At 35.1% G+C, this 24,383-nt stretch carries 24 protein-coding genes; 17 read left to right on the plus strand and 7 right to left on the minus strand.

What is annotated here, in order from left to right; genetic code table 11:
- Both NYE73_RS06465 and NYE73_RS06470 read left to right on the plus strand, forming a co-directional pair.
- Positions 1–780, plus strand: a complete 780-nt coding sequence (locus tag NYE73_RS06465) for an ABC transporter permease (RefSeq protein ID WP_048391181.1) — start codon at positions 1–3, stop codon at positions 778–780.
- A gap of 21 nt (positions 781–801) precedes the next feature.
- Positions 802–1,200 carry a GntR family transcriptional regulator gene (locus tag NYE73_RS06470; RefSeq protein ID WP_048391179.1) on the plus strand — a complete coding sequence of 133 codons (399 nt, stop codon included), beginning with the start codon at positions 802–804 and terminating at the stop codon, positions 1,198–1,200.
- 30 nt (positions 1,201–1,230) lie between these two features.
- Here the strand turns inward: NYE73_RS06470 and NYE73_RS06475 are convergent, their stop codons facing one another.
- Positions 1,231–2,628, minus strand: a complete 1,398-nt coding sequence (locus NYE73_RS06475; protein WP_259949950.1) for a hypothetical protein — start codon at positions 2,626–2,628, stop codon at positions 1,231–1,233.
- Between the two features lie 291 nt (positions 2,629–2,919).
- Between NYE73_RS06475 and NYE73_RS06480 the strand changes: the two genes are divergently transcribed.
- From NYE73_RS06480 to NYE73_RS06495, 4 genes are all read left to right on the plus strand, one after another.
- Positions 2,920–3,525, plus strand: a complete 606-nt coding sequence (locus tag NYE73_RS06480) for a TetR/AcrR family transcriptional regulator (RefSeq protein ID WP_048391175.1) — start codon at positions 2,920–2,922, stop codon at positions 3,523–3,525.
- A 91-nt stretch (positions 3,526–3,616) separates the two neighbouring features.
- On the plus strand, positions 3,617–4,594 hold the full coding sequence (locus NYE73_RS06485) for a serine hydrolase domain-containing protein (protein WP_259949952.1): 978 nt from the start codon (positions 3,617–3,619) through the stop codon (positions 4,592–4,594).
- A 559-nt stretch (positions 4,595–5,153) separates the two neighbouring features.
- Positions 5,154–5,792 carry a GntR family transcriptional regulator gene (locus tag NYE73_RS06490; RefSeq protein ID WP_048391171.1) on the plus strand — a complete coding sequence of 213 codons (639 nt, stop codon included), beginning with the start codon at positions 5,154–5,156 and terminating at the stop codon, positions 5,790–5,792.
- A gap of 19 nt (positions 5,793–5,811) precedes the next feature.
- The gene (locus tag NYE73_RS06495) at positions 5,812–6,861 is read left to right on the plus strand and encodes a 2,3-butanediol dehydrogenase (protein ID WP_048391169.1); all 1,050 of its coding nucleotides are present in this window, start codon (positions 5,812–5,814) and stop codon (positions 6,859–6,861) included.
- 119 nt (positions 6,862–6,980) lie between these two features.
- Here NYE73_RS06495 and yiaA read toward each other — a convergent pair whose 3' ends face one another.
- Together yiaA and NYE73_RS06505 are read right to left on the minus strand one after the other, a co-directional pair.
- On the minus strand, positions 6,981–7,451 hold the full coding sequence (gene yiaA, locus NYE73_RS06500) for an inner membrane protein YiaA (RefSeq protein ID WP_048391167.1): 471 nt from the start codon (positions 7,449–7,451) through the stop codon (positions 6,981–6,983).
- A gap of 431 nt (positions 7,452–7,882) precedes the next feature.
- Entirely contained in the window at positions 7,883–9,301 is a 1,419-nt protein-coding gene (locus NYE73_RS06505; protein WP_259949955.1) for an aminotransferase-like domain-containing protein, read from the minus strand.
- A gap of 113 nt (positions 9,302–9,414) precedes the next feature.
- On the opposite strand from NYE73_RS06505, the gene NYE73_RS06510 reads away from it, so the two are divergent.
- The 5 genes from NYE73_RS06510 to NYE73_RS06530 all read left to right on the plus strand — a co-directional run bounded on the left by NYE73_RS06510 (position 9,415) and on the right by NYE73_RS06530 (position 13,989).
- Complete coding sequence (locus NYE73_RS06510) at positions 9,415–10,338, plus strand: DMT family transporter (RefSeq protein WP_066036647.1); 924 nt, start codon at positions 9,415–9,417, stop codon at positions 10,336–10,338.
- A 29-nt stretch (positions 10,339–10,367) separates the two neighbouring features.
- A complete protein-coding gene (locus NYE73_RS06515; protein WP_259950119.1) occupies positions 10,368–11,021 on the plus strand; it encodes an MBL fold metallo-hydrolase in 654 nt (217 codons plus the stop codon).
- Between the two features lie 227 nt (positions 11,022–11,248).
- Complete coding sequence (locus NYE73_RS06520; RefSeq protein WP_048391161.1) at positions 11,249–11,458, plus strand: hypothetical protein; 210 nt, start codon at positions 11,249–11,251, stop codon at positions 11,456–11,458.
- Positions 11,459–11,842: 384 nt separating this feature from the next.
- Positions 11,843–12,775, plus strand: coding sequence for an EamA family transporter (locus NYE73_RS06525; protein WP_259949958.1), 933 nt, complete (start codon positions 11,843–11,845; stop codon positions 12,773–12,775).
- A 272-nt stretch (positions 12,776–13,047) separates the two neighbouring features.
- On the plus strand, positions 13,048–13,989 hold the full coding sequence (locus NYE73_RS06530) for an alpha/beta fold hydrolase (RefSeq protein ID WP_259950120.1): 942 nt from the start codon (positions 13,048–13,050) through the stop codon (positions 13,987–13,989).
- Positions 13,990–14,178: 189 nt separating this feature from the next.
- On the opposite strand, the gene NYE73_RS06535 is transcribed toward NYE73_RS06530, so the two are convergent.
- Complete coding sequence (locus NYE73_RS06535) at positions 14,179–14,799, minus strand: flavin reductase family protein (protein ID WP_259949959.1); 621 nt, start codon at positions 14,797–14,799, stop codon at positions 14,179–14,181.
- A 105-nt stretch (positions 14,800–14,904) separates the two neighbouring features.
- On the opposite strand from NYE73_RS06535, the gene NYE73_RS06540 reads away from it, so the two are divergent.
- The 4 genes from NYE73_RS06540 (at position 14,905) to NYE73_RS06555 (ending at position 17,588) form a co-directional block, all read left to right on the plus strand.
- The gene (locus NYE73_RS06540; RefSeq protein ID WP_259950122.1) at positions 14,905–15,120 is read left to right on the plus strand and encodes an opine metallophore biosynthesis dehydrogenase; all 216 of its coding nucleotides are present in this window, start codon (positions 14,905–14,907) and stop codon (positions 15,118–15,120) included.
- 218 nt (positions 15,121–15,338) lie between these two features.
- The gene (locus tag NYE73_RS06545) at positions 15,339–16,166 is read left to right on the plus strand and encodes a helix-turn-helix transcriptional regulator (protein ID WP_259949960.1); all 828 of its coding nucleotides are present in this window, start codon (positions 15,339–15,341) and stop codon (positions 16,164–16,166) included.
- 82 nt (positions 16,167–16,248) lie between these two features.
- Complete coding sequence (locus tag NYE73_RS06550; RefSeq protein WP_259949961.1) at positions 16,249–17,235, plus strand: ABC transporter substrate-binding protein; 987 nt, start codon at positions 16,249–16,251, stop codon at positions 17,233–17,235.
- A 41-nt stretch (positions 17,236–17,276) separates the two neighbouring features.
- Positions 17,277–17,588: a cupin domain-containing protein gene (locus tag NYE73_RS06555; protein ID WP_054550660.1), complete on the plus strand. Its 312-nt coding sequence runs from the start codon at positions 17,277–17,279 to the stop codon at positions 17,586–17,588.
- Between the two features lie 93 nt (positions 17,589–17,681).
- Here the strand turns inward: NYE73_RS06555 and NYE73_RS06560 are convergent, their stop codons facing one another.
- On the minus strand, positions 17,682–18,422 hold the full coding sequence (locus NYE73_RS06560; protein ID WP_259949962.1) for an SDR family oxidoreductase: 741 nt from the start codon (positions 18,420–18,422) through the stop codon (positions 17,682–17,684).
- A gap of 133 nt (positions 18,423–18,555) precedes the next feature.
- Here NYE73_RS06560 and NYE73_RS06565 point away from each other — a divergent pair, with 133 nt between their 5' ends.
- Together NYE73_RS06565 and NYE73_RS06570 are read left to right on the plus strand one after the other, a co-directional pair.
- Positions 18,556–19,092 (plus strand): TetR/AcrR family transcriptional regulator, encoded by a 537-nt coding sequence (locus NYE73_RS06565; RefSeq protein WP_259949964.1) that lies wholly within the window; start codon positions 18,556–18,558, stop codon positions 19,090–19,092.
- A gap of 676 nt (positions 19,093–19,768) precedes the next feature.
- Complete coding sequence (locus tag NYE73_RS06570) at positions 19,769–22,240, plus strand: S-layer homology domain-containing protein (protein WP_259949967.1); 2,472 nt, start codon at positions 19,769–19,771, stop codon at positions 22,238–22,240.
- Positions 22,241–22,604: 364 nt separating this feature from the next.
- On the opposite strand, the gene NYE73_RS06575 is transcribed toward NYE73_RS06570, so the two are convergent.
- The gene (locus NYE73_RS06575; RefSeq protein WP_081011054.1) at positions 22,605–22,796 is read right to left on the minus strand and encodes a hypothetical protein; all 192 of its coding nucleotides are present in this window, start codon (positions 22,794–22,796) and stop codon (positions 22,605–22,607) included.
- A gap of 182 nt (positions 22,797–22,978) precedes the next feature.
- Positions 22,979–24,106, minus strand: a complete 1,128-nt coding sequence (locus NYE73_RS06580) for an acyltransferase (protein ID WP_259949968.1) — start codon at positions 24,104–24,106, stop codon at positions 22,979–22,981.
- Positions 24,107–24,383: the final 277 nt, after the last annotated feature.

Here is a 24,383-nt window from a genome sequence, read left to right on the forward strand (position 1 = left end):
GTGAATACGTTTATAGCACTAAGTAAAAAAGAAATGAATCAAATGACAAAGGAATATAAAGTCGTTTGGCTACCAATCGTCTATATCCTCCTAGGTTTAACTCAGCCGATTATGATGTATTTCTTGCCTGCTATTTTACAATCAATGGGTGGTATAGAAGGGATTATAATTGATCCAACAATGGCAAAGCCAGGGGGAGAAGAAGTGCTTGCTTCAACCCTTAATTCGCAATTTGATCAATTAGGTATAATCATCCTTGCTATTGCAACGATGGGTATTATTCAAGGAGAAAAAGCGAATGGAATGATGGCCTTCATTTTAACAAGGCCAGTATCAATCACATCCTACTTAAACAGTAAACTCCTTACTCATTATATTTTAGCCGTCCTATGTATTTCGCTTGGCTATGCAATGTCCCTTGGCTATACATCTTATTTATTTACCTCTGTACCGATAATGCGCGCATTGATAGCTTTAGCATTTTATTGTATTTGGCTGTTGTTCATCATTACATTTGTTGCCATGATGAGTACATTTTTTAATAGTACACCATTTATTGCTTTAATTAGTATTGGTGTCTTATTTATTTGTCGTTTTTGTGCTGGTTTACATCCATTCTTAGATGTCATAAATCCAGCTAGTAATAGTTTGTATGCTACAACGATAATCATGACAGGTGACATAGAAAAATGGTATAGCTTTAATATAATTGTCACACTGTTACTTGTACTATTCATGATGGCTATCATGCATCATTTTATTGCCAAAAAGAAATTTTAATATGGAGGAAATCCTCGACAAATGAATGTAAAAGTAAATCGAAGAAGCAAAATTCCATATTATCAACAACTCACACAGCAGTTACTTTTATCCATAGCGACTGGAAGCTTAAAAAAGGGGGAACATTTGCCTTCAATTCGCCAGCTAGCAGCACAAACAAACCTCAATCTGCATACAGTTCATAAAAGCTACAAAGAGCTTCAAAAAAAGGGGATCATCACCATTAAGCCTCAGTCTAGAGCATTTATTATCGTAGATCCTAATAAAGCAACGACTATTTCATGTCACCAAATAGCTATGAAAGTGGAGCAATTATTGATAGAGGCTTATATTTTAGGCATGAAAAAATCTCAACTAAAAGAAATGTTTTATGACATTTTACAAAAGTATTATACGGAGAGTGAAAGAGATGGCTACTGATAACCTAGTGACCATCTCTTACTATTTTTATTAAATTAAAAACACAGCAACTATCGTTGTCACAATCAGTCCAATGACTACAGGAATTAAATTTCGTCTTGCCAGCTCAAATGGGCTGACATTACAAATAGCAGCTGCTGGGATTAATGCCCAAGGAATTAGTGTACCACCACCAACCCAAATCGCTGTGATTTGCCCTAAAGCTGTTAAAGTTGCTGTTCCATCACCAATAGCATTCCCGAATAGACTACCAACCGAACCTGCTAAAGAAATTCCGGAGAAGCCCGAACCATCTAACCCAGTAATGGCACCAACAACTGCCAATGTAACAACAGCAATTTCCTTTGTTAACGGAACTATTGCTGCAAGACCGACACCCAGATCATTGACAATACCGTGTGAAGTAGCGGGGAGGTGATCTCCAAGAATTTGTGTAAAGCCAGCATCTCCAAGATAGAAGAAAGCAGCAATTGGAATTACGGGTCCGAAGACTTTAAAGCCGAATTGAAATCCTTGAATCAAATAACTTGTTGTCTTTTCTAATCCCGCTGATTTATGAGCAACCATACTAAGCAACAATAAAATAAAAACAGAGGTTCCACCAATCAAAGCCGTTGCATCGCCGCCCGTTAAATTGAATACTGACATAGCGATAACGTCTAAGATAAAGGCAATAGGAATAAGTACGGCGAAGAATCGTTTTTGCCCCATTGACAGTAAGTTTTCCGCAGTTTCTTGTTCACCCTCCTCCTCCTCATTGTTGCCAGTATTTAAAAGTAGCGTTCCTCGTTTCATATCACGTCTTAAAAAAATATAAGCAACAATTGTCGTTACAACGCCCATTGTGATAACAAGCGGAATACTGGCTGAAACAACATCTCCAACAGGGATACCAGCAGCATCAGCCGTTAATTTTGGAGCCCCTTGAATGACAAAATCACTCGATAATGCAATACCATGCCCAAATAAGTTCATCGCCATGGCACCCCCCAGTGCTGGGAGGCCCGCCCGAATCGCAACAGGCAAGAGCACGGCTCCTAATAGCGCTACTGCAGGTGATGGCCAGAAAAACCAAGAAATAAACATCATTAAAAGTCCAATCGTCCAATAAGCGAGTGCGGGTGTTTTAATGATCTTTGTGAAAGGGGCCACCATAACCTCATTAATACCTGAAGACATCATGACCCGACTCATCGCCACGATAATCGAAATAATAAGAATCGTTGATAGCAGCTCAGTTATGGCATAAATAAAGCTGTTAAACACACCACTTATGGAAGAAGTAAAATCACCAGTTGCAACAATCGCTAGCATAAAGATGCCTACTACACAAATGAGGGTGGTATCGCGACGTTTAACCATAAATCCGATGATGAGCACAATAAAAACCACGTAAATCCAATGGAGAGCTGTGAATTCAATCCCCATACGTTTCCCCCTCAATATTCTGATTCTATAGAATATGAAGAGAAAAAAAGATGGTGCTGATTTTAAAAAATTTTGATCCTGTGAAAAGCAGTCTGAATTAATGGGTAATTAAAATAAATTATCTGATGTAGATCAAGTAATCATAAAAGGTGAGGAATTAGAGCTTGCCATTAAAAATGAAAGTTGAATTAACTATTAAACGAGTAAAGGTGAAGCAATAATCAGTTCTATTGACTTTATCGTCTTAATAATTTATTATATAGACCAGTCGTTATAATTTCGGAGGGGAAAATGTCTAGAAATCAAGAAAGTAAAATGAAAATTTTATCAACCGCGTCAACACTGTTTCAAAAACAAGGGTACCATGCTACTGGATTAAATCAAATTATTAAAGAGTCGGGTTGTCCAAAAGGTTCGCTTTATTATTATTTTCCTGAAGGCAAGGAGCAATTAGCGACAGAGGCAATTAATCGAACAAAAGATTTTGCTGCTCAAGAGTTGAGAAATTTATTTTCACAGCATGATGATGTAATTAAAGCTTTAGAGTGTTTTTTTGGTCAATGTTTAAGTTTCAATCCAAAAATTGCACATGATGGAATTCCACTAGCACTTATTTCTTTGGAAACTTGGCATATGAGTGAGCAACTTCGTTTAGCATGCAAGAATGCCTATGAAGAACTTATCATGATATTAAGAGAAAAGTTTATCCAATCAAATTGGCCCCCTGAGGAAGCTACAGAAATGGCGTATTTAGTCTTTAGCATGATAGAAGGTGGCAGTATTTTCGTACTCACTTACAAATCAAATGAGTCACTTAAAAGAATCTGTAAAAGTATCATAGAATTAATAAAGTTAAAGCAAAAGGAAATTCGCAGAAATCTTAGAAATGAGCTTTAAGATCTCGTAAAGTTCGAAAGGAGGAAGTTGGTAAATGCCATTGGATAACATTTCAAGTAACTTATAGTACAAAATAAGGAGTGCTTGATATTTGCTAAAATCATATATTCATTCATTTTTAAACTCAAAAGAAGAGGGGTTTAGTGGAAATATCTTAGTGGTTGATCAAGGAGAAACAATATATAAAGAATCATTTGGAAAAGCTAATTATGAATGGGATATACCAAATACAGCTATTACAAAGTTCCGTATTGGATCTGTAACTAAAATCTTTACTACCATTGCAATTTTAATGCTAGTTGAAGAGCAAAAGTTACAGTTACATAATACTGTGGATAATTTTATTCCTAATTTTCCAAAAGGTAACCAAATTATGATCGAACATCTATTAACGCATACATCTGGCATTGGTAATATTACTGATCAACCTGATTTTTTATTAAAATCTTATCAACTACAATCACCAGATGATTTAATAAATTGGATTATTTCTTGTTCATTCAAATCTATACCAGGGAAAGAGTTTAATTATTCTAATTCAGGATACATTGTATTAGGTAAGATTATAGAAAAGACAAGTGGTTTAAGTTATGAAGAGTTTCTTAAACAAAAGATTCTTCAGCCTCTATCTATGTTAAATACTGGTCTTGATTATAACGTGGCTATTCAAAAGTATAAAGCAAACGGTTATGAGTTAGAAAAAAATAATATTTATCATGCTAGTTTCATCAATATGTCTAACACCTATTCTGCTGGTGGGTTATTTTCTACAGTAGAAGATTTACAATTACTTGATGATGCAATAAAAAATAATTGTTTACTATCGAAAAATATAACAACTCAGATGCTTTCATCAGGTCGTTTTGGCCATGGATATGGATGGAACATTACTAAGACAAAAAAGAATAATACGCTCATTTTTCATCATGGCGGGATTAATGGTTTTACTTCCTCCTATTTAAGGTTGATAGAAAGTGACGCAACAATTATTGTTTTAAGTAATATATCTACGTTGTTAACATCAACTGTTGCCAATCAAATTGTAAGTTATATAGAGAATAGAGAATAGGGGTACAGACTCTTTTTCATATGAGAAGAAACATGATTACGGCTTAGGAGTTATTCCTAAGTCTTTTTGAAATAGTATAATTAAAAGGTTGCATTCGGTACGCAAAGTGCTGGTAAGCCCATATAAATTGCAACAGAGAAGATTAGTGGTTCATATAGCGCAACAGTTGTTAATGGAAGAAACAGGGATATACATCGTCAACTCATAACAAATCACTTTAAGATGAATGGCATACAAATTGTTAGACAATAACTAGCAGTTTGTGTGCATTTTTTATAGGTTATTATTGAGTAACTCATATCGCAAATTATCTCCATATACCGGTCTGATCAACTTAACACCATCTTTTTTGCATTTATAAATTTTCTCTTAAAAGGTACTTCATATTATTTAGTTACCTACCCAAAACAAGATATTTGAAAGAAATGAGTTTATAGATTAAAATACTTTTATAGATTATCGATAATCTATAATCCATAATATATAACGCTTTTAGCTAATCACCCTATACACTGAACTATGTTAAAATAAAAAGATATAAATTTATTGGAGTGGTTTAATGGGGTTTGATGAAAATTCAATTTCAAAAAAAACAATTTCTGAGCAAATAGCTGAACGATTATTATTCCGCATATTTTCTGGTTACTATGAACAAGGTCAGCGCTTAATAGAGGCAGAAATTGCAAAGGAGTTACAAGTAAGTCATGCACCTGTCCGTGAGGCTCTATATCTTTTACAAAAAGATGGTGTAGTTGAAAAAGTACAACATAAAGGTGTAAGAGTGAAGATTATAACGGATCAGGAATTAAAGGATTATTTGGAAGCGCTTTATCATCTATTGGATATTGCACTAACCAAGTGTGAATCTAAATGGACTGCCGATTTGCAAAATGAACTATTATTTCGATTTGAAGCTATGAAACAAAGAAAGTCTGCTGAAAATATTTATGAATATGTTGTTTCGTTTGCCCACTTGTTACAATTGTTTTTTGATGTTACAGGAAATATTGCTATGCTACGATTCTTTAAAGAAACAATATTTGTTACAAATGTAGCTGCACAAACAAAATGGAAGATGAATCTAGTTGAATCCTATCATATGTCCATCAATACTTTTATCAAGTGTATAGAAGTGTCGGATTTTGATCATGCACGAGTAGCTATTAAGGATGTTATTTTATGGTACCAATTTAAATAATTTTATGGGGGTAACATAAATGAAAGCTGCAGTTTGGCATGGTGTGAAAGATATTAGAGTTGAAGAGGTTGAATTACGCGCTTTAAGAGAAGAAGAAGTGAAAGTAAAAGTAGCGTGGGCTGGTATTTGTGGAAGTGATTTGCATGAATACGAAGAAGGTCCGGTTTTCGTACCAGTTAATGAAAAAGCTGAATTAACAGGTGAAGTTGCCCCACTTACAATGGGACATGAATTTGCTGGTATCATCGAAGAAGTTGGCTCTAAGGTTACTGACTTTAAGGCTGGGGACCGAGTTGTCATCAACCCTACATTAACATATAGAAATAAACATGAAGAAGTCGATCGTTATGATGGATTTAACTTCATCGGTTTACATGGAAACGGTGGATTTGCGGAATATGTTAATGTCCCTGTAACGAATATACATCGTTTAGCAGATAACTTAACATTACAAGATGGTGCACTGGTAGAACCAATGGCTGTTGCTGTACAAGCTGTTAAAGATGCTGGGGTTACATTAGGTGATTCTGTTGCTGTATTTGGAGCTGGACCAATTGGATTATTAACAGTAATCGCTGCAAAAGCATCAGGTGCTAGTAAAGTTATCGTATTAGATTTATCCGATGATCGATTAGAAAAGGCAAAAGAATTAGGTGCAACCCATGCTATTAATTCAGGTAAAGAAAATCCTGTACAAGCAGTTCGTGCGATTGTTGCAGATGGGGTTGATGTATCCTTTGAGGTGGCAGGAGTTGCTCCTACCTTTAAACAAGCAATTGATGTAACAAAACCTCGTGGTAACATGATGATTGTTTCGATTTTTGCAAGACCAATCGAATGGAATCCAATGCAACTTACAAACACAGGTGTTAATGTATTATCATCCATTGTTTATACACCGTCAATTTTCCAAAGAACAATTGATGCAATGAGCGCTGGTCAACTAAATCCACAAGGGATCATCACAAGTCAAATTGACCTAGATGAGATTGTTGAAAAAGGATTCAAAACGTTAACAAATGACAAAACACAATCTAAAATTTTAGTCGAAATAAGCGGAGAAAAATAAAATTGAGAGGAGTATGGCTGATGACAGCCATGCTCTTTTTTTATAGTCTGGAGGAGTATGGAGCTTAAGAAAAAATGACAAAAGGAATCGAGAATGAACTTCTCGACTCTTTCAGTAACTTAATCTCTTTCCCTAGCTCTCTGTGTGTCTCTAATATTCTTTTGAACCGTGATGGATGCAAATAAACTTAGAACAAATGACATACCATAGAACCCTTTTTCGCTTAAAACAATACTTCCAGCATTATATAACCCAATGCCCATTAATGAAATAGATACAATAAGTGCAACCCAGCTAATACCATAATAAATACTAGTAACTGGTATTCCCTCTTCTTTATCTCTTACTGCTTTTTGTAAGGATATTGCTGAATAGAGTCCAAATATTAAAACAGCTAGGTAATATCCTTTTTCGTTTAGTTGCATCGTTGCATTAAACAAGCCTATAAAATATGCCGTAACACCTACTAACAATGCGCCCCAGGAAGCCCCCTTGAAAGCAGCAGTTGGTTCCCCCTCTTTTCTTTCTACTTTAACTTTCGGATTAGGCTGCTTTTCCTTATCTAATGAAGACTCATTTTGATTAGACAATATCTTTCTCCTCCTTCTATCACTGTATAAAAACATTCTATCATTCTACAGGGAGGTTATGAGAATAGAAATTTTTCTAAATCTCGCTCTTCAATAATAATTTGGCTGTTATTTTTACTGGAATATAGAGTTAATATGGCTTTCTCAAATCTGAAAGCACTCTTATCATTCCTTGGTAAAATTGTGTTCTACACCGAGAACATTTTTTTGCTGTGATTTGCTGTAATTATTTTGAACAGATAAGAGCTAGGTGTATAACTTTTTTTCATATTATTCAAATAGACAGCTGAATATGTTAGGTGTATATGTCTGCCTGTTATTGCTATGTCTACCGCTTATTACGATTCGTGCCACCGATGAAAAAATAATTGAAATGGTTGATAAAGCTGTGAATACCACCGTTTATAGATTTAATTAAATCGCTAGTCCGATCACTTAGAAAGTGATTGCGCCACTGTAACCAACTTTTTTACTCCTTCTCTTAGCTGTTTTTCGTTTGCATAGGAATAGCTTAAACGTATCCAAGAGGATAGTTGTTTTAATGGATCACAAACTTGACCTGGCACAAAGGAGATCGATTGTTCGATGCTTCTAGATAATAATAATTCAGTTGGAAGATCGTCTGGGAGCTGTACCCATAAATTTAGACCGCCTTTTGGACTGTTCCATCGCCAGCCTGTTACAGCTAGCTCTTCCTCCATAATTTCCTTTCGAATCTGTAGGGCAATCCGGATTTTCTCCAAATGTTGTTGCAATCTTAGTGAGGAGAAGTAATGGAGAAAAATTTTTTGATTGAGAAGTGGTGAGCCATTATCAGCTAGCGATTTTTCTGTTAATAGTGATTTCATTAATGATGATGGACAAATAACAGTTGCAATTCTCAAACCAGGAGAGATGTATTTGCAAAAGCTTCGGATATAAATGACTGTCCCAACACTATCAAATGTATAAATTGGAGGTGGTGGGGCTTGGTCAAAATAAATGTCGTGATAGGCATCGTCTTCTATTATTAGAAACCGATAGTGCTCAGCTAATTCCACTAATCTTTTGCGCTGCTCGACAGAAATCGTATAACCAGTTGGATTATGGAAGGTAGGGTTGAGATAAAATAGGCGTGGCTTGTATTTTTTAATATAGTATTCGACCTGTTCTAAATCGTAGCCCTCAGGGTGGATATCCACCGTAACAATCTGAGCTCCTTGTGCTTTAAAGATATCAATCGCAGCACTATAGCTTGGACGTTCAAATAAAACGACGTCTCTTGGCTTAATAAAAGCTTGAGCAATTAAGTGAATGGCTTGCTGTGAGCCAGATGTTATTAACAGTTCATCTGGACTCAAATGTGTTTTATAGTGGTTGATAAAATATTGGGTCAGTGTCTCACGTAGCTCTAAATCACCCTGCACCGTTGAGTAGGTTGCCAGTACTTTCGGATATAGGTCAAACACTTCCTTCACGTAATTTGAAAAATAGTGATTAGGCAAAAGATTAGGATCAATCAATGCCTGAGAAAAATGATAGGAAACAGATGGCTGATGGATTTCGGATAAATGATTTTTTTTTACGTATGCTGAAACAATGGGATTGTCCTGATCTAAACATTCAATATATTTTGTTACAATTGATTGGACAAAATAGCCTGATTTATCTTTTACATAAACTTTGTCATGCTGTTTTAATAGTTGATAAGCTTTTAATACCGTTAGCCGATGGACATTCATTTCAGATGCTAATTGCCGGACGGAGGGAAGCTTTTCATGTTCTTTCCATTCTTTACGCTCTATTCGGTGCAGTACATCATCATAGACTTTCTTAAAAAGATAATCTTCATTTTGATTTGCTTTGCCCACATCGATTCCTCCTATTCAAACCGATTGTACCACGAACCAAATTGATCTGTTCTATCCTTTTTAATCTGTTCTATCCTACTTCTTTTATGATAGAAAAAGAGGAGGAGTTTGATATGGTAATGATTAATTATTTCTTTATGTGTTTGATTTTTGGGACAACATTTTTAGCAATTAAAGTTGGTGTTGATGCAGGAGTTCCTCCGTTTTTATCAGCTGGTCTTCGTTTTTTCATTGCCGGTTTACTACTATTTAGTTTTATGGTTTGGCGCGAAAAAACGACAATCCGGTTATTATTTCGAAAAGAAATGTTTTTTACAGGAGTGGCCTTAACCTTTGGAACGTTTGCCACATTATATTGGGCAGAACAGTATGTGACATCTGGAATCGCAGCTGTCTTATCTGCTACAGGTCCAATGATGATTATTGTTATTCAGACATTTATATTGAAGCAAAAAGGTGACCGAAAATCATTTATTGGTTGTGTTGTCGGAGTCATTGGTGTTACGTTCTTAATCTTACCTAGTTTTGCAATTGAGATTAGTCCCTTCTGGATGGTTGGTTGTTTCGCTATTATTTTAGGTGAAGTTTTCTATGCATCTGGAACAATTTATACGAAGCATGTCATCCAAAAATTTGGAACAACATCTCCAATTGCATTAAATGCAGCACAAATGATGCATGGAGGGATTTTATTAATCATTTTGTCACTTTTTACTGAGAACATTCAGCTTCATTATCTTTTAAGTCCAGCTTCAATTGGTTCTCTTTTTTATTTGATTATTTTTGGTTCAATGATTGGTCACAGCATTTATTATTGGCTTGTGTCACGAACAAATCCTGTTTTTCCGTCCACATGGCTGTATATTTCACCAGTAATTGCCGTTATATTAGGTGTTACCTTCTATCATGAATATATTTCGTGGTTAACAGGAATAGGTACGCTGACGATTATTGTTGGAACGATTCTAGTCAATTTTGAAACATTGAGAGAGTTGCTTTGGCGGAAGAGGACCGTTCTTCAGGATGTAAAAGAATAATAAAATCTAATCATAAAGGGGAAGAAATGATGAAAATTTCTAGGGGAGTAGAGATTCTGGAGCTTAAATTTAACGGAGCCTTCATTCATCCAACGCTTTTATGGGATCAGGAGATGGCTGTTTTAATTGATACTGGATGTTCAGGTCAAATGGAAGATTTACGTAAGGCAATGGAAGAGGTAGGCGTGTCGTTCAACCAATTAAAAGTTGTGATTTTGACACATCAGGATATCGATCATATAGGCAGTCTTCCTGAAATATTGCAAAATTGCGGTAGTCATATAAAAATTTATGCGCACGAACTAGATAAGCCTTATATTCAGGGGGATTTACCGCTTTTGAAAGACGGGCACATAGAGAATCCACCCAAGGGGAAAGTGGATGAGACCTTGAAAGACGGTCAAGAACTACCATATTGTGGAGGAATACGAGTTATCCATACGCCAGGACATACGCCTGGCCATATTAGTTTATATTTGAAGCAAAGTAAAACGCTTGTTGCCGGCGATTCGATGTATAGTGTAAATGGTACACTGGGAGGGATTCATGTTCCAACCACTTTAGATATAGAGGTTGCTCAACAATCTTTAAAAAAATATGTAGACCTAGACATTGAATCGGTGATTTGTTATCACGGAGGATTATGCACGGTGGATATTAAAGAGCAGATTCAAAAGCTTTGAATCTTAAAAATAATGATTAAAGATGAAATTTCCTTAGAAAACCAAATGTTTAGAGGCTCGCTCGAACCGTAACAGGCAAGAGTACAGCCCTCCAACGCTTGTAAAACTTCTGTTTTATTGTGAGCCAGCTCATGTTATAATGAGGCACTTAAGATACTTAAGCTCTTTTTTATAACGGATGCCAAGAAAAGCCTCCGCGGAACGATTAAATATGGAGGTGTAAGGAAATGAATAAACGTTGGACGATTGGTGAAATTCAGAAATTTGTTGAGAACAATTCAGAAAGTAAGTTGCTAACGACTGAATACCATGGTTTTTCTCAAAAGCTACTATTTAAATGTGCATGTGGTACTAACTTTGAAAAAACATTTACGAAATTTAAAAATAAAAACCAACGAAAATGTGATGTATGCCAACCGCCAAAAGAGTCACGTTAAACGTTTGCGGCCGTTCTAATACTATTAGTGAACATTAAAAACATCTCACTTCTATGTTCTTTATAGAGGGGGTGTTTTTTTGATTGGATTATTACAGTATAAGATTTATGCTGAAGGAAATTGAGAAAAAACATTCAATTTAACATTCTTTATTAATGAAATACAAAGATAAAAGCCAAACCCTTGATACATGTGGGTTTTGGCTTTTTTATCATTTTTAAAAATTAGGTTTTCCTCTACGAGAGGATACATTATTAACGAAAAAAAGATTGTAAAATAACAATCTGTGATATATATTGGAGATTATGATTTTTTTCGACATCTCAAAATCATAAACAAAATTTCATCAATAGACAAGTTTTGAGAGGGAAGTGAATAATCAAGATGTATCTTTATCCCCTATTAGTAGTGATTGCAGCTAGTAGTTTTGGTATCGTTTCAACTATTATAAAACTGGCAATGCGTAGTGGCTTTTCTGTATCTGAGGCAGTTACAAGTCAGTTTTTTATCGGCTTTTGTATAGCAGTATGTATTTCCTTAGTTACAAATAGATCAAATTTTAGCTTTAAAGGCGTTAAAATCCTTCTGTTTGCAGGCATGTTAACAGGGTTAACAAATATTTTATATGGTCATTCTTTAAACTTTTTGCCTGCTTCCTTGGCAGTAGTATTACTGTTCCAATTTACATGGATTGGTATGCTGATTTCTTGTATCACAAAACGGCAATTTCCAAGTAGAATTGAATTCATCTCTTTAATTATATTAGTAGCTGGAACCATACCAGCTGCAGGCATAATTGATGTTGATTTGTCTCAAATACCTTTTCAAGGGTGGTTATGGGGTTTAGCAGCTGCTCTTTGTTACTCCTTATTTTTATATGTAAACGGAAAGACAACCGCAAGTATGACAACCTCTAATCGCTTAGTATTGGTTTCTTTCTTCGCTTTCATGACGACTGCGGCTTTTCAGTCTCCAGAAATTATTTGGAATGGCACTTTGTTTAACGAAGGACTGTGGATTTATGGTTTAGCATTGGGGTTATTTGGCATGATTATACCAGTTTTCTTATTCACAATTGCAGTGCCTAAAGTGGGATTAGGTATGTCATCCATATTGAGTGCTGTTGAATTGCCAATCGCGGTGATGGTATCAGTTATCCTCTTAAGCGAAACGGTTACAACTTTGCAGATAGCAGGTATTGTCACAATCGTTATCGGTATCAGTTTACCAACTTTGCTTGATAAAGATGGATTGTTAAAAAATGTAAAAGCTAAATACAGAAAATCTGACAAAGTAGCAAAAGGATCTTCGATTTGAAGATCCTTTTTTTCATGTCAATTAAGCAATGTCATAGCAAAAGAATTATTGGGTCCTTTCTGTATTTATTGAATGACGTACTATTTTTTTGTTCATACGCTGTTCATATTGTTGTCATAGGCAGTACACCTACATTGTATAAGCTATCCTTAGCGGTTTATGAAAGTAGCCGAGATAGATTGATAGGGAGAAGAGTATGAAAGGGAGGTGTGGCACGAGAAGAAAGGAAAACACAGTTATCGCTTGCTGTTCTATACCCTCGTGCCAAAATAATGAAAAAAACGATAACCTTTATAAGTAAAATAGTAGTAGGTTTAATTATAGCCATATTACTTTTATTAGCGGTTGTTTTCCTTGTTGATATTGTTTGTAGCAAAATGGAGCAAGGAAAACTAGAAACTTATGGTCAGTCTGTCACCGTAGATGGGAAAAAAATGAATGTCTTTATCCAGGGAGAAGGAGAAGAAACCGTCGTACTCTTACCTGGTTATGGAACAGCAGCACCAGCACTTGATTTTCAACTACTAGTAGATGAATTATCTCCATTTTACAAGGTTGTGGTCATAGAACCTTTTGGTTATGGATTAAGTGCTCTTACCGAAAAAGAAAGAAGCACTGAGAATATTGTTAGTGAAATCCATGAAGCATTACAGCGCCTTCAAATTGAGCGTTATATTCTAATGGGCCACTCCATTTCAGGCCTTTACGGATTGGATTATGTGAACAAATATCCAAACGAAGTAAGTGCATTTGTCGGGCTGGATAGTAGTGTTCCAACAATAAGTGAAAGAAAGATTGAACCTTCAGTAATAACTACTTTAAAACTACTAAAAAAATCAGGTTTAGCTAGATTGCAGGTGAAGCTTAGTGATGACCCATATGTCGAACTACCCTATGATGAGAAAACAAAAGAACAACTGAAAATTCTTAAGCTCAAAAATATGTATAATCTCAGCCAGTTAAATGAAGCTGAAATGATGTATGCTAACTTTAAAGCGGCTGAAAGTTTAATATTTCCTAAAAATCTTCCAGTTATTTTGTTTATACAAGAGAAGCATCCAGTAACGGACAGATGGATACCAGAGCATAAAAAACAAATAGCTAATTCTGTCCATGGGAAAGTGATGACATTTGAAGGGGATCATTTCTTATATCGTACAAAAGCAAAAGAAATCGTTGAAGACTTTAGAGAATTTATGAAAGAGATAAAGTGAATGTTCTAAGAAAGATTTTTCATTTCTAAATGGAAAAAAACAGATTTAATTATTGTATTGCTTAATAGTGAAGTATTTAGTGCGTATGAGCAGCAAGCATATTATTATAGACCTAATTATTAACAAATAACCAGGCGCTCAAATGAGAACCTGGTCTTTTTTGTGAACCATATGTTTTAATCCCAATGTTCAGATCTCAGAGCGGAAGTTATTTCCAAGGCTGCTACCCAAACCAAAATAATGACGAAAATTATAAATTAGTGGACTCCATTTATTTGGATCAATATGATTTTCGTCAATAATTATTTCTTCATGGGCATGTACTTGTGTCGTTTGGGTCTCAACGATAGCAAAATTAGGAGAATAATCTGGAATACGTATATGTTTTACCTTTGCTTCGATTTGAATAGGACACTCCATAATTCGAGTAGGAATAACCGTTGTAGACCCAATAGGTGTTAAGCAACTAATATCACATTTCTCTTTTCTAAATGTAAAACCGATCTGTTTCTTAAAATCTGGAACTGGATTTTTTCCTGTGTAAGGAGCTAACTGTTCCACGTTTTCCCAGAGAGAGGGGTCTGGGATATTTATGACACATTCAGGATGATGTTCTAAGTTTTCAATTGCCTTTCCTCCAAGACCAATCCCTAAGATAATGCAGTCTCCTAATACCCAAGAAGAAGATAAAGGGCTAATATTTACTGTTCCATCCTCATTTAACGTACTTAGTAAAATTACAGGAAATCCATAATATAAAATTTTAGGATTTATTATTTTTGTATTTGGCATTTGTTGCATTATTTTCATTTTTAGTTCCTCCCATAAATGTTTTCACTGTCAGACTCATTGTAAAATATAAACATTTCGACGTTCATCGAAGTGTTGATTACAAAATTGATACTTCAATCTATAATGTTGAGCAAAGGTATAGTTTCAAGTCTCCATATTGCGAAAGTCCTGAAAGTAACCAGTCCGACGCTTGATCATTTTGTACAAACTTATGAAGAAAAATTGTTACAAGCAGTAGCTTTATCTGAGAATCAAAGGCTTTCAGAAGCCTTCCAAATAAAATCTTTCTCAAGAGAAAGAGAGATGATTTGCAAGAAATTGCTTTTAGGAAGAGGATAAAAGATAGGGAAATGAAATGAGTGAGGTTGATGGATCTTTGGGTATAAGAGGGAGGCTTCAACTTAATTGACAATGATAATCGTTATCGATAAGGTAGGGGTAGGCGAGAGCCGTCATCCCTACCTTTTTATATTTTTGGTAATGAATAAGATGAAAACTATAATTCAACCCAACTACCGAGGACTAAACAAATTATTATTGAAATGAGGTATATAAGTATGAAAATCGACGTAAATCAGCTTGCAGAGCATTTAGCAAACACTCCTTTCCAAGTAAAAGGAATCTATCGATATTCTAGAAATACAGGTGTACCTTTCGCTGATTATACAGATTCTTTTCCAGGATTTGTTTTTCCCCTTTGTGGAAAAATAGAATTTCAATTTAATGGCACCCCTTACATCTTTTCACCAGGAAAAGTTGTACACGGGGGAGCGAAAATGAAACTAAATCAAAAAAATTTTGATGATGCAAATTGGGAATATATTCTGGTTTTGTACAGGATATGTACGGAGAATTTAGCAGAGACAAGCTTTTCACATCAGCATTTTGAATTACCGATAGGACAATCTCCTCGTCTAATCGAGTTAATTATGCGTCTATGGCATGTATATAATCAGCGTGGAGGTATATCAATGTTTCAGACAGAAATGCTATTTCGTGATGTACTGAATGAAGCATTATTATGTGTGGCTAATCGACAAAATAGCTGTGCGTCACACACTCTATTCGAACGAATAACTACTTATATTCATGAAAACTATTATCAAAGCCTTTCCATTACCTCTCTTGCCGAACAATATAACGTTAATCGAAATCGACTATCTTATATATTTAGAAAGCATGCAGGGATGGGTCCAGCAGAATATTTATTAAACTATCGTATAAACATGGCTCAAAAAATGCTATTTACAAGTGATGTGCCTGTACAACAAATTGCAGAAACGGTGGGAATTACTGACCCCTTTTATTTTAGTAGAGTATTCAAGAAGCAATATGGTATCTCTCCTACTGAATATCGAGATAAGTTCATCAATAATCCATGCTAAGTTCACCAAGCATCCATTCTCCGCCAAACATGACTTTACTATACTAAGTGTATATCAGAGATTTTATGTTGGAGGAATTTCAATGCAAAAGATTAATGGACTGCTATTTTTAATGCTACTACTAGCAGGTATATTGGGAGGTTGTCATAAATCGCCTGCTGAAAGTAAGGGGTTAACTACAGAAGACATATCTTCATCAGCAGCTAATGTAGAAGAAACTGCGTGGCCTAGAACCATTAAAGATGCCCTAGGTAAGGAATTTGTCATCGAGAAAGAACCAGAAAAAATTGTTTCATTATGGTATTTTTACCCTGAAATTTTAGTTGCATTAGGTGAGCCACCTGCAGCTTCTACTGATAAAGAATATTTATCCACTTTGTCTTATTTAAACGGTAAGCTAGTTTCAACAGAGGAATTAGGCGATAAATTGTCTCCTAGTATTGAAAAAACGCTATCGATTGGTCCTGATTATATTTTAGCAACAGAACATCATGAAAAATTGTATGAATCCCTAGAAAAAATCGCCCCAGTCATTACGTTGCAATCACAGGACATCTACGAAGACTGGCAATATGGACTTCGCACAGTAGCCAAGATTATCGGAAAAGACGATGAGGCGGAAAAAGTAATTGATAAAATGATGAAAGATATCTCAACAGGACGTGAAGCATTAAAGTCAATTCAAGGAGAGTCTGTAGCGCTTATTTTGTCTTGGGACGGAAAAACGTTTAATGTTCTTGGTGAAGATAACCCTGTTTATACACTTGCTTTCGATAAAGAAAAGGGCTTGGGTCTAACACCAGATCATACATTTAAGGGGAATAATAATCAATTCGCTGCATTTGAAGGCATCTCAACTATTCAAGCAGACCATATTTTCCTTATCGGTGATATTACAAAAAAGGAAGCATTAATGAGTGAGTTAAATCAAAGCAATGTCTGGAATAATATGAATGCCGTAAAAAAAGGTAATATTCATTTAATGGATACTTCCGCTATTACAGGAGGTCCATTAGCTATCGAGTACGCTTTGCAAAATATAACAGAAGCCTTACAAAAGGACGAATAATAGGAAAAACCTTTTCCAAAAGTAAATAAGGAGAGATGAATATGCAAGATCAAGTTATCAATATAAATGAGAAATTATCCGAATTAAAGGAGCTTTGGTCACCGAAAGTTATTGGTGAAATACACGATTTTCAATTCAAAGTGGTGAAGATTGCTGGGGATTTTATATGGCATGAACATCAAGGGGCTGATAAGGTATTTATTGTGCTCGAAGGGGAGATGTTTATTGCTTTTCGGGATGGTCAGGTGAAAATATCCAAAGGTGAGATGTTTATTGTTCCTGGAGGAGCGGAACACATGCCCTTTGCTGAAAAGGAATGCCATATTATGCTTGTGGAGCCTAAGGTCATGTAGGCATTACCAGAATAACAAAAAGAGATAGATGATTTTTTATCTTACCCCTTTAGATTAATCTAAAGGGGTATTTACCTTGGTAACAATTCGTTATTAAGCTAAACCACCATTTACGAAGATTACTTGTCCATTTACCCAACGTGCTGGTCCTGCTAAAAAAGAAACAACTTCTGAAATATCCCTAGGTTCTCCTAGTCTTTCTAATGGTACAGCATTTGCTAAATTATGAATCTGTTTTTCATCTTTTCCATGGAAGAACAAAGGTGTTGCCGTTGGTCCAGGAGCTATTGCATTAACAGTTATATCTTTTCCTCTTAATTCACGAGCTAGAATCATTGAAATAGATTCAACAGCTGCTTTACTTGCTACATAAGCACCATAGTTTGGGAATTGGCTACGAGTAACAGAGGTAGAGAAATTAATTATGGAGCCACCTCTCCTTACTCGTTGTGCAGCTAATTGTGAGATAACAAATGTACCTCTGATGTTTGTGCGATGCATTTTATCTAAATCATTTAAATTCAAATCTGCAATTGGACTAAGTAACATGATTCCTGCTGTATTTATCACGACATCTATACCACCAAAAGCGTTTTCTACTTGATCAAAAGCCATACTCATTTCTATTTCATTTGCTACATCACCTCCCACACCTATAGCATGTCCTTTATCAGCTAATATTTCTTCAACTAATTCGTTAGCCTTTGATTCACTTGAAGAAAAGTGAACGCCAACTGCATAATCTTCTTGTGCTAATTTTGCTACAACAGTACGTCCTATCCCTCCAGATCCGCCTAATACCAAAGCAACACGTTTATACATTTCTTTCACCATAAAATTCATCCTCCACAACCTGTTATTAAAAGTTACAATTTTTTAATTTTGTAACTTTGTTATTGTATATTACACATGTTATAGTTACATTGTCAACAAAATGTAACTATGAGAAGCGAAAGGAGTATATTTAATGGCTATTCTTTCAGAAGAGAAGATTTTTTCTACGGCTGAAGCAATTATTTTAAGCAAAGGTATAAATAAAACAACATTATCAGATATTGCAAAGATGCTAGGCGTAACACATGCTGCGCTTTATAAACACTATAAGAATAAGGACGATTTGCTCCAAAAGCTTGCACTTAAGTGGTTGGATAATACTTCTAAAGATTTGTTTGAATGGAGTCCTAAAAAAGGCGTTGATGCGGAAATCGCTTTACATGATTGGCTATGGCTTCTTCACGTCACAAAAAGAAATCTGTATCAAAATCATCAAAAAATGTTTCTGTTGTATACAAATTATATAGAAACAAATAAAGATTTAATTAAAGATCATCTCCAGCATCTTGCTAGAAAAGTTGAAGAAATTAGTGGTTGGGAAAATAAGGGAATGGCGGTTATTGTAGCTTTTACTTACTTCCATAATCCTTATTTTGCTGAACGGTGGAATCAGGGGGACCATCTACATTTGTTTGAACAGGTTTGGTCTGTTGTTAGTAGATCTCATTAAGTCTTGATCTTTCAAAGTAAGTACTGCTTGATGTGCTTTTATGATCAAAATTATAAAACGGATGGGGAAATAAGTATTTCCCCAATCCGTTTCTTTTTATTATTAGATTCAGCTAAGGCAATCTATTTCTTTATGGAAGATAGGATAATGTGGTAAATGAAGAATTTGCAATCAAAGCATTCAGATACTCAATTGAATATTTCTAACGAGGCATAAATGGATAATAGAATCGTAGATGTAATTTCAGGAGGATAAAAATTTATGATTCTGTATATCATTATATCGAAAAAATAATGAAATCGGATTAGATTAAAAAAGGAATTATTTGTAAATTTAATTGAAACAGCTACTTTTGCCGTTAAAGGTTATAGTATTTCTAAATTATAGAAATTTTTTATGAAAAGATTCCCTATATAACCAATGCAGTATTAAAATTACCTTATTTTTAGCGTTTATTTATTGGTAATGAAGTTATATTATTGTCTTGTAAAGCAAATTACAGTTTGATTGGGATATTTAATCATGAAAAATTTAGAAGATTGCTTTACATATAATTGGTTGAATTATTATTTGTGGGAACGATTTATACATATTTTTATAATTTTATAATTAAATAGCGCGATAATATTGTTCTCACAGAATAATATAATTTATTAAAATTCTGGAGGAATATACTATGACAAAACAAAACAAAGGTCGTAAATTTTTCGCAACTACAGCTACAGCAGCACTTGTAGCATCAGCAATCGTACCAGTAGCATCAGCTGCGGAATTTCAAGATGCAGCTAGCATTTCATCTTGGGCAAAAGAAGCTGTTCAATTTTTAACTGATAAAGGCTTCATCCAAGGGGATGAAAAAGGAAACTTCAACCCAGCTGGTACACTTACTCGTGCAGAAGCGGCTGAAATCTTATCAAAAGCATTAGATTTAAAAGCTTCTGGTACTGAAGATTTTTCTGATGTTAGTGAAAATGATTGGTTCTATAATGCAGTACTTGCAACTTCACCAGAATTATTTGATGGTATGGGCAATGGTAAATTTGAGCCTAAAGCTCAATTAACAAGAGAACAAGCTGCTAAAGTCATCGTTCAGGGCTACCAATTAACAGGTAAAGCAGATCTTAGCCAATTTGCAGATGCTTCTAAAGCTTCTAAATGGGCTGTATCTTACTTAGAAACAGCTGTAGAAAATGGTGTAATCAATGGTAAAGGCTCTTTATTAGCACCACAAGATAAAATTAGCCGCGAAGAATTCGCTACAATGGTAAAACGTACGATTGATGCAGTTCAAGAAGTAACACCAGCTGTAGAAGCTGTAAAAGGGCTTAATGCAAAAGAACTTGAAGTGAAATTTAACACAGCTATTGATGCAAAAGATGCAGCAATCACAACAAAATATGCTGTTGAAGGTGTAGCAATCACTAACGCAGTAGTATCTGAAGACGGTATGACAGTTACGTTAACAACTGATAAAGAAGTAAAATTAACAAATGGTAAAGTAACTGTAAAACCAATTAAAACAAAAGCAGATGCTAAAGTTCTAACTGAAGAGTTCAACAAATTAATCACATTTGCAGATACGACTCCTGTAAGCGTTAATTCTGTAGAAGCTAAAGGTACTACAGCTGTTATCACTTTCGACGAGCCAGTACAAAGTGAAGGAACAATCAGCTTAAATGGTACAGAACTATCAAAAGATCGCTATACTTTGTCTGGTAAGAAATTAACAATTACTGGATTAACAGCAGAACAATCTTACAAAGTAGACATTGTTGGTGCAACTGACTTCGCTAATAATATCGCAAATCCTATCGCAGTTAACTTCACAGTTTTGAAAGCAGACGTTGATAATTCAAAACCAACTGTTTCTACAGCAGTGAATGGTACAGAAATTACGTTTGATTTCTCTGAAGAATTAATGAAACAAAATCTTAATGCAGATGCAGAGACTAAAGAATATGCAAAAGTAACAGTAGGATCAACTGTATTCTATTTAACAGATGCTGATATTAAAGATACAGAGGATAAAACTGTATTCACTATTGATGCTAAATCTGCTTTAGGTACAGCTACATTCATTAATACAAACATTAAAGTAGAAGGACAAAAAGATTTAGCTGGTAATGCAGGTGATGCATTTGAGTTCAATGCTATTCTTTCAAAAGATTTAACACCTGCTACACTTGTTTCTACTGCTACTAAAATGTTAGTAGCTGATGATGTAAATGCTACTACAGACGTTGATGCATTATACCTTACTTTTAGTGAGCCAGTAAAAGTAGAAGGAAAATTAACTGTTAAAACACAAAATGGTATTGCTTACACTACTGGAAAAGAAATAGCAGTAAAAGCAGATGCAGGTTTCGATGTAGATGGTAACGGTAAAATCGAGGGTGCAGAGAAAAACACTGTAAAAGTTGACATTGATCTAGATAGCAATTCAACATACACTTTCGAGTTATCTGCTAAAGCAGTAACAGATTTAGCTGGTAATGTAACTGCTGATACTGTTACTTTCAATGTAACAACAGGCGTATTTGAAGCTACACCTGAAACACCAACAGATTCATTAGTATTCGGCGCTACTCCAGTTGTTGTAACTGACAATAACGTATTCACAGTTGAGTATGCTAAAGATGTGACTGCAACAGCTACAAATGCTGCTAACTACACACTTGGAGGAAAAGAACTTCCTGCAGGTACGCAACTTCAGTTTGTAGATGGTACTAAGAAAGTAAGATTCACTTTACCAGAAGGTTCTATCACAGCTAATGGTAATTATGTACTTGAAGCTAGCAATGTAGTAGATACAAAAGGTAACACGCTTAAAGGTGGAAAAGTGACAACTCAAGTAGCACTTAAAGAAAATATTGTTCCTGTTGCTACTAAAGTAACTGCAGTAGATAGCAAAACATTTACAGTAGATTTCTCTGAAAATATTGCTGATCAAGCTGCTCCAACAGGTGTTACTGTTAAAATTGCAGGATCAACTGTAGAACTTGCTTCTATTACAGTAGCTGGTGGTAAACTTACTGCGACAACTAAAGCTGACTATGCATTAACTGACAGCATTGTAGTTGAATTCAAATCAACAAACCTAGTTGATGCTAATAACAACAAAGTAAAAGACGGTTCTATTGCAAAATAATTAAATCGTTCATTGAAAAGCCCTGTGGAGATTTCCACAGGGCTTTTTTAGTGTTTAAATAAGATCATGCTAATAGGAGAGAAAGACCTGCGAGAGGTTGATTTCCGTTCCGCCAGCGTCCTTTCCAGGGGGCGTCCGATGAGCCGCTGTGTTCGCTCCAGGGTCTCCTCTGAGACGTTAAATCCCCTAGGAGTGACGCTGGCTCCACTCCAATCAACCATTCTGCAAAAGTGTTTTTTCCTTATTTTTCATACTAGCAGAGCGATCAAAATAGCCCATGATTTGCATGATTAGAAAAAGGATAGGTTTTTATTTTCAATGTAGAGAAGTGATGCGTGACAACACCTCTTCATAAACCTTCACTTTATTTGAAAACCTTTGCTAAAAAGGTAACACTTTTGTGGGGGAGGGCAACTTGACTCCCGAGGGATAGCAAGACAGGCAAAACGCTAAACGGAGTGGTAGCGGAGGAAGCAATTCGGCGCTCGCCCACAGGAAAGTAAGTAGCCTGCAACGGAAATTCATTTTCACTTTTTATTGATTGTTTTTTTAACACTATGAAACCCCTTGGTAGACTTCCACAGGGCCTTTTTAATTAGTTTCTTCTTATTTAATAATGCACCACAGAAAAAACACTAGTATTTCAGTAACGGTAAGCACAAAATAACAGGTTCTCAACTAAATATACACAGCCAGTTGACGGAAACAAATCGACGACTGGCTGTGTATATTGAACGGCTATTTGTAAGGGAATTTGCTCGGGATAGGTCCAAAGGCAATCCAATGATATTTAAAGAATCTGCCCATCAATAGCACGACCATCCATGTGACGAATAGAGCAAAGATAAAGCCACCAATGCTCCATAGGTGATAGATTATACTATTACCACCAGTACTTAATTGTCTATAAAGGAAAAGGAAAAATGGATGCAATAGATAGACGCCAAATGATACTGTTCCTAGATTGATTAAGCCATTTACAAAAGCATGGTTCCATTTATCATAGATCCAGAAAGAAAGCTGTAATAAGACAATACAGGCTGTTAAAGATTGTAGCTGAAAAACTAGCTCAAATATTGTGCTGTTCACTATATAGGTTTGTGATGTATAAACAAAGTAATATAAATAAACATTATATATAGTAGAAATTAGCCATATGCACCACACAAAAAGTATCTTGATAGGAAAATTTTCTTTTTTTAGTTGAAGCCATCCTTTGTATTTTTCAAAATAAATTCCTAAAAATGCCCCTGCTAAGAAATAAAAGAGATAGGAAAAAGCGATACTCCCTCTATAGGGATACTGCCATAACTCAGCGTTTAATAGAATAAAGACCCATTGAAGAACGAACCCAATCCAAATTAAATAAGGAGATAGTGCTGGTTTTTTCTTTAAAATATATAGGAATAATGGGAACATAAGATAGAATTGAACAATAATAAAAATATAGTATAGATGCGTATACGCTTTGCCTAATAAAAGTTTTTCTAGAAATTCGATACTAAATAGAGAACGCCATGTGTCTACTAAATCATGTGTCACATAAAATTGCATCGCTGCATAATAAAAAATAGAAAAAAAGAGATAAGGAATGAGTATTTGGGTCACTCTTTTTTTATAAAAATGAATGATAAGCTCCTTTGTTAAATCCTTTTGTATATAATTGTAAAATAATACAAAGCCACTTAAAAAAATAAAAGCAGGGACAGCGAATTTAGGGGAGATATTGAAAAATACATAAAATGGATATAATTTTGAGTCACTAGATAAAGTCGTTACAGGTGTACTAGTAGAATGAATAAGAAGAACAGCTAGAATGGCTAAAGCCCGTGTAATAGCTAATTCATTAATATGTGCTCGCTTCATACGATCATCTCCAAAGTATTAATTATAGTATTGAATTCCCAGAATACTGCCTACATACTCTATTGGTATGCTTGTTAGTACAAATTTAGACAAGCTTTGTTGCCTAAATTTGTCTAAAGGAAACAAGTGGGTTGTTCATGAGCTACTATAAAGCGCTTTTATGTCAGGGAGATGTCAACAATAAAAAAAGCTACCACGCTCGCTTTGCGTAGTAGCTGTATGTTGTTATTTGCCATCTAGAATTATTTTCTGGGAAATAGAATAAAGAAGGAAGCTT

It is taken from the genome of Lysinibacillus sp. FSL K6-0102 (assembly GCF_038003545.1).
Taxonomy (GTDB): domain Bacteria; phylum Bacillota; class Bacilli; order Bacillales_A; family Planococcaceae; genus Lysinibacillus; species Lysinibacillus capsici.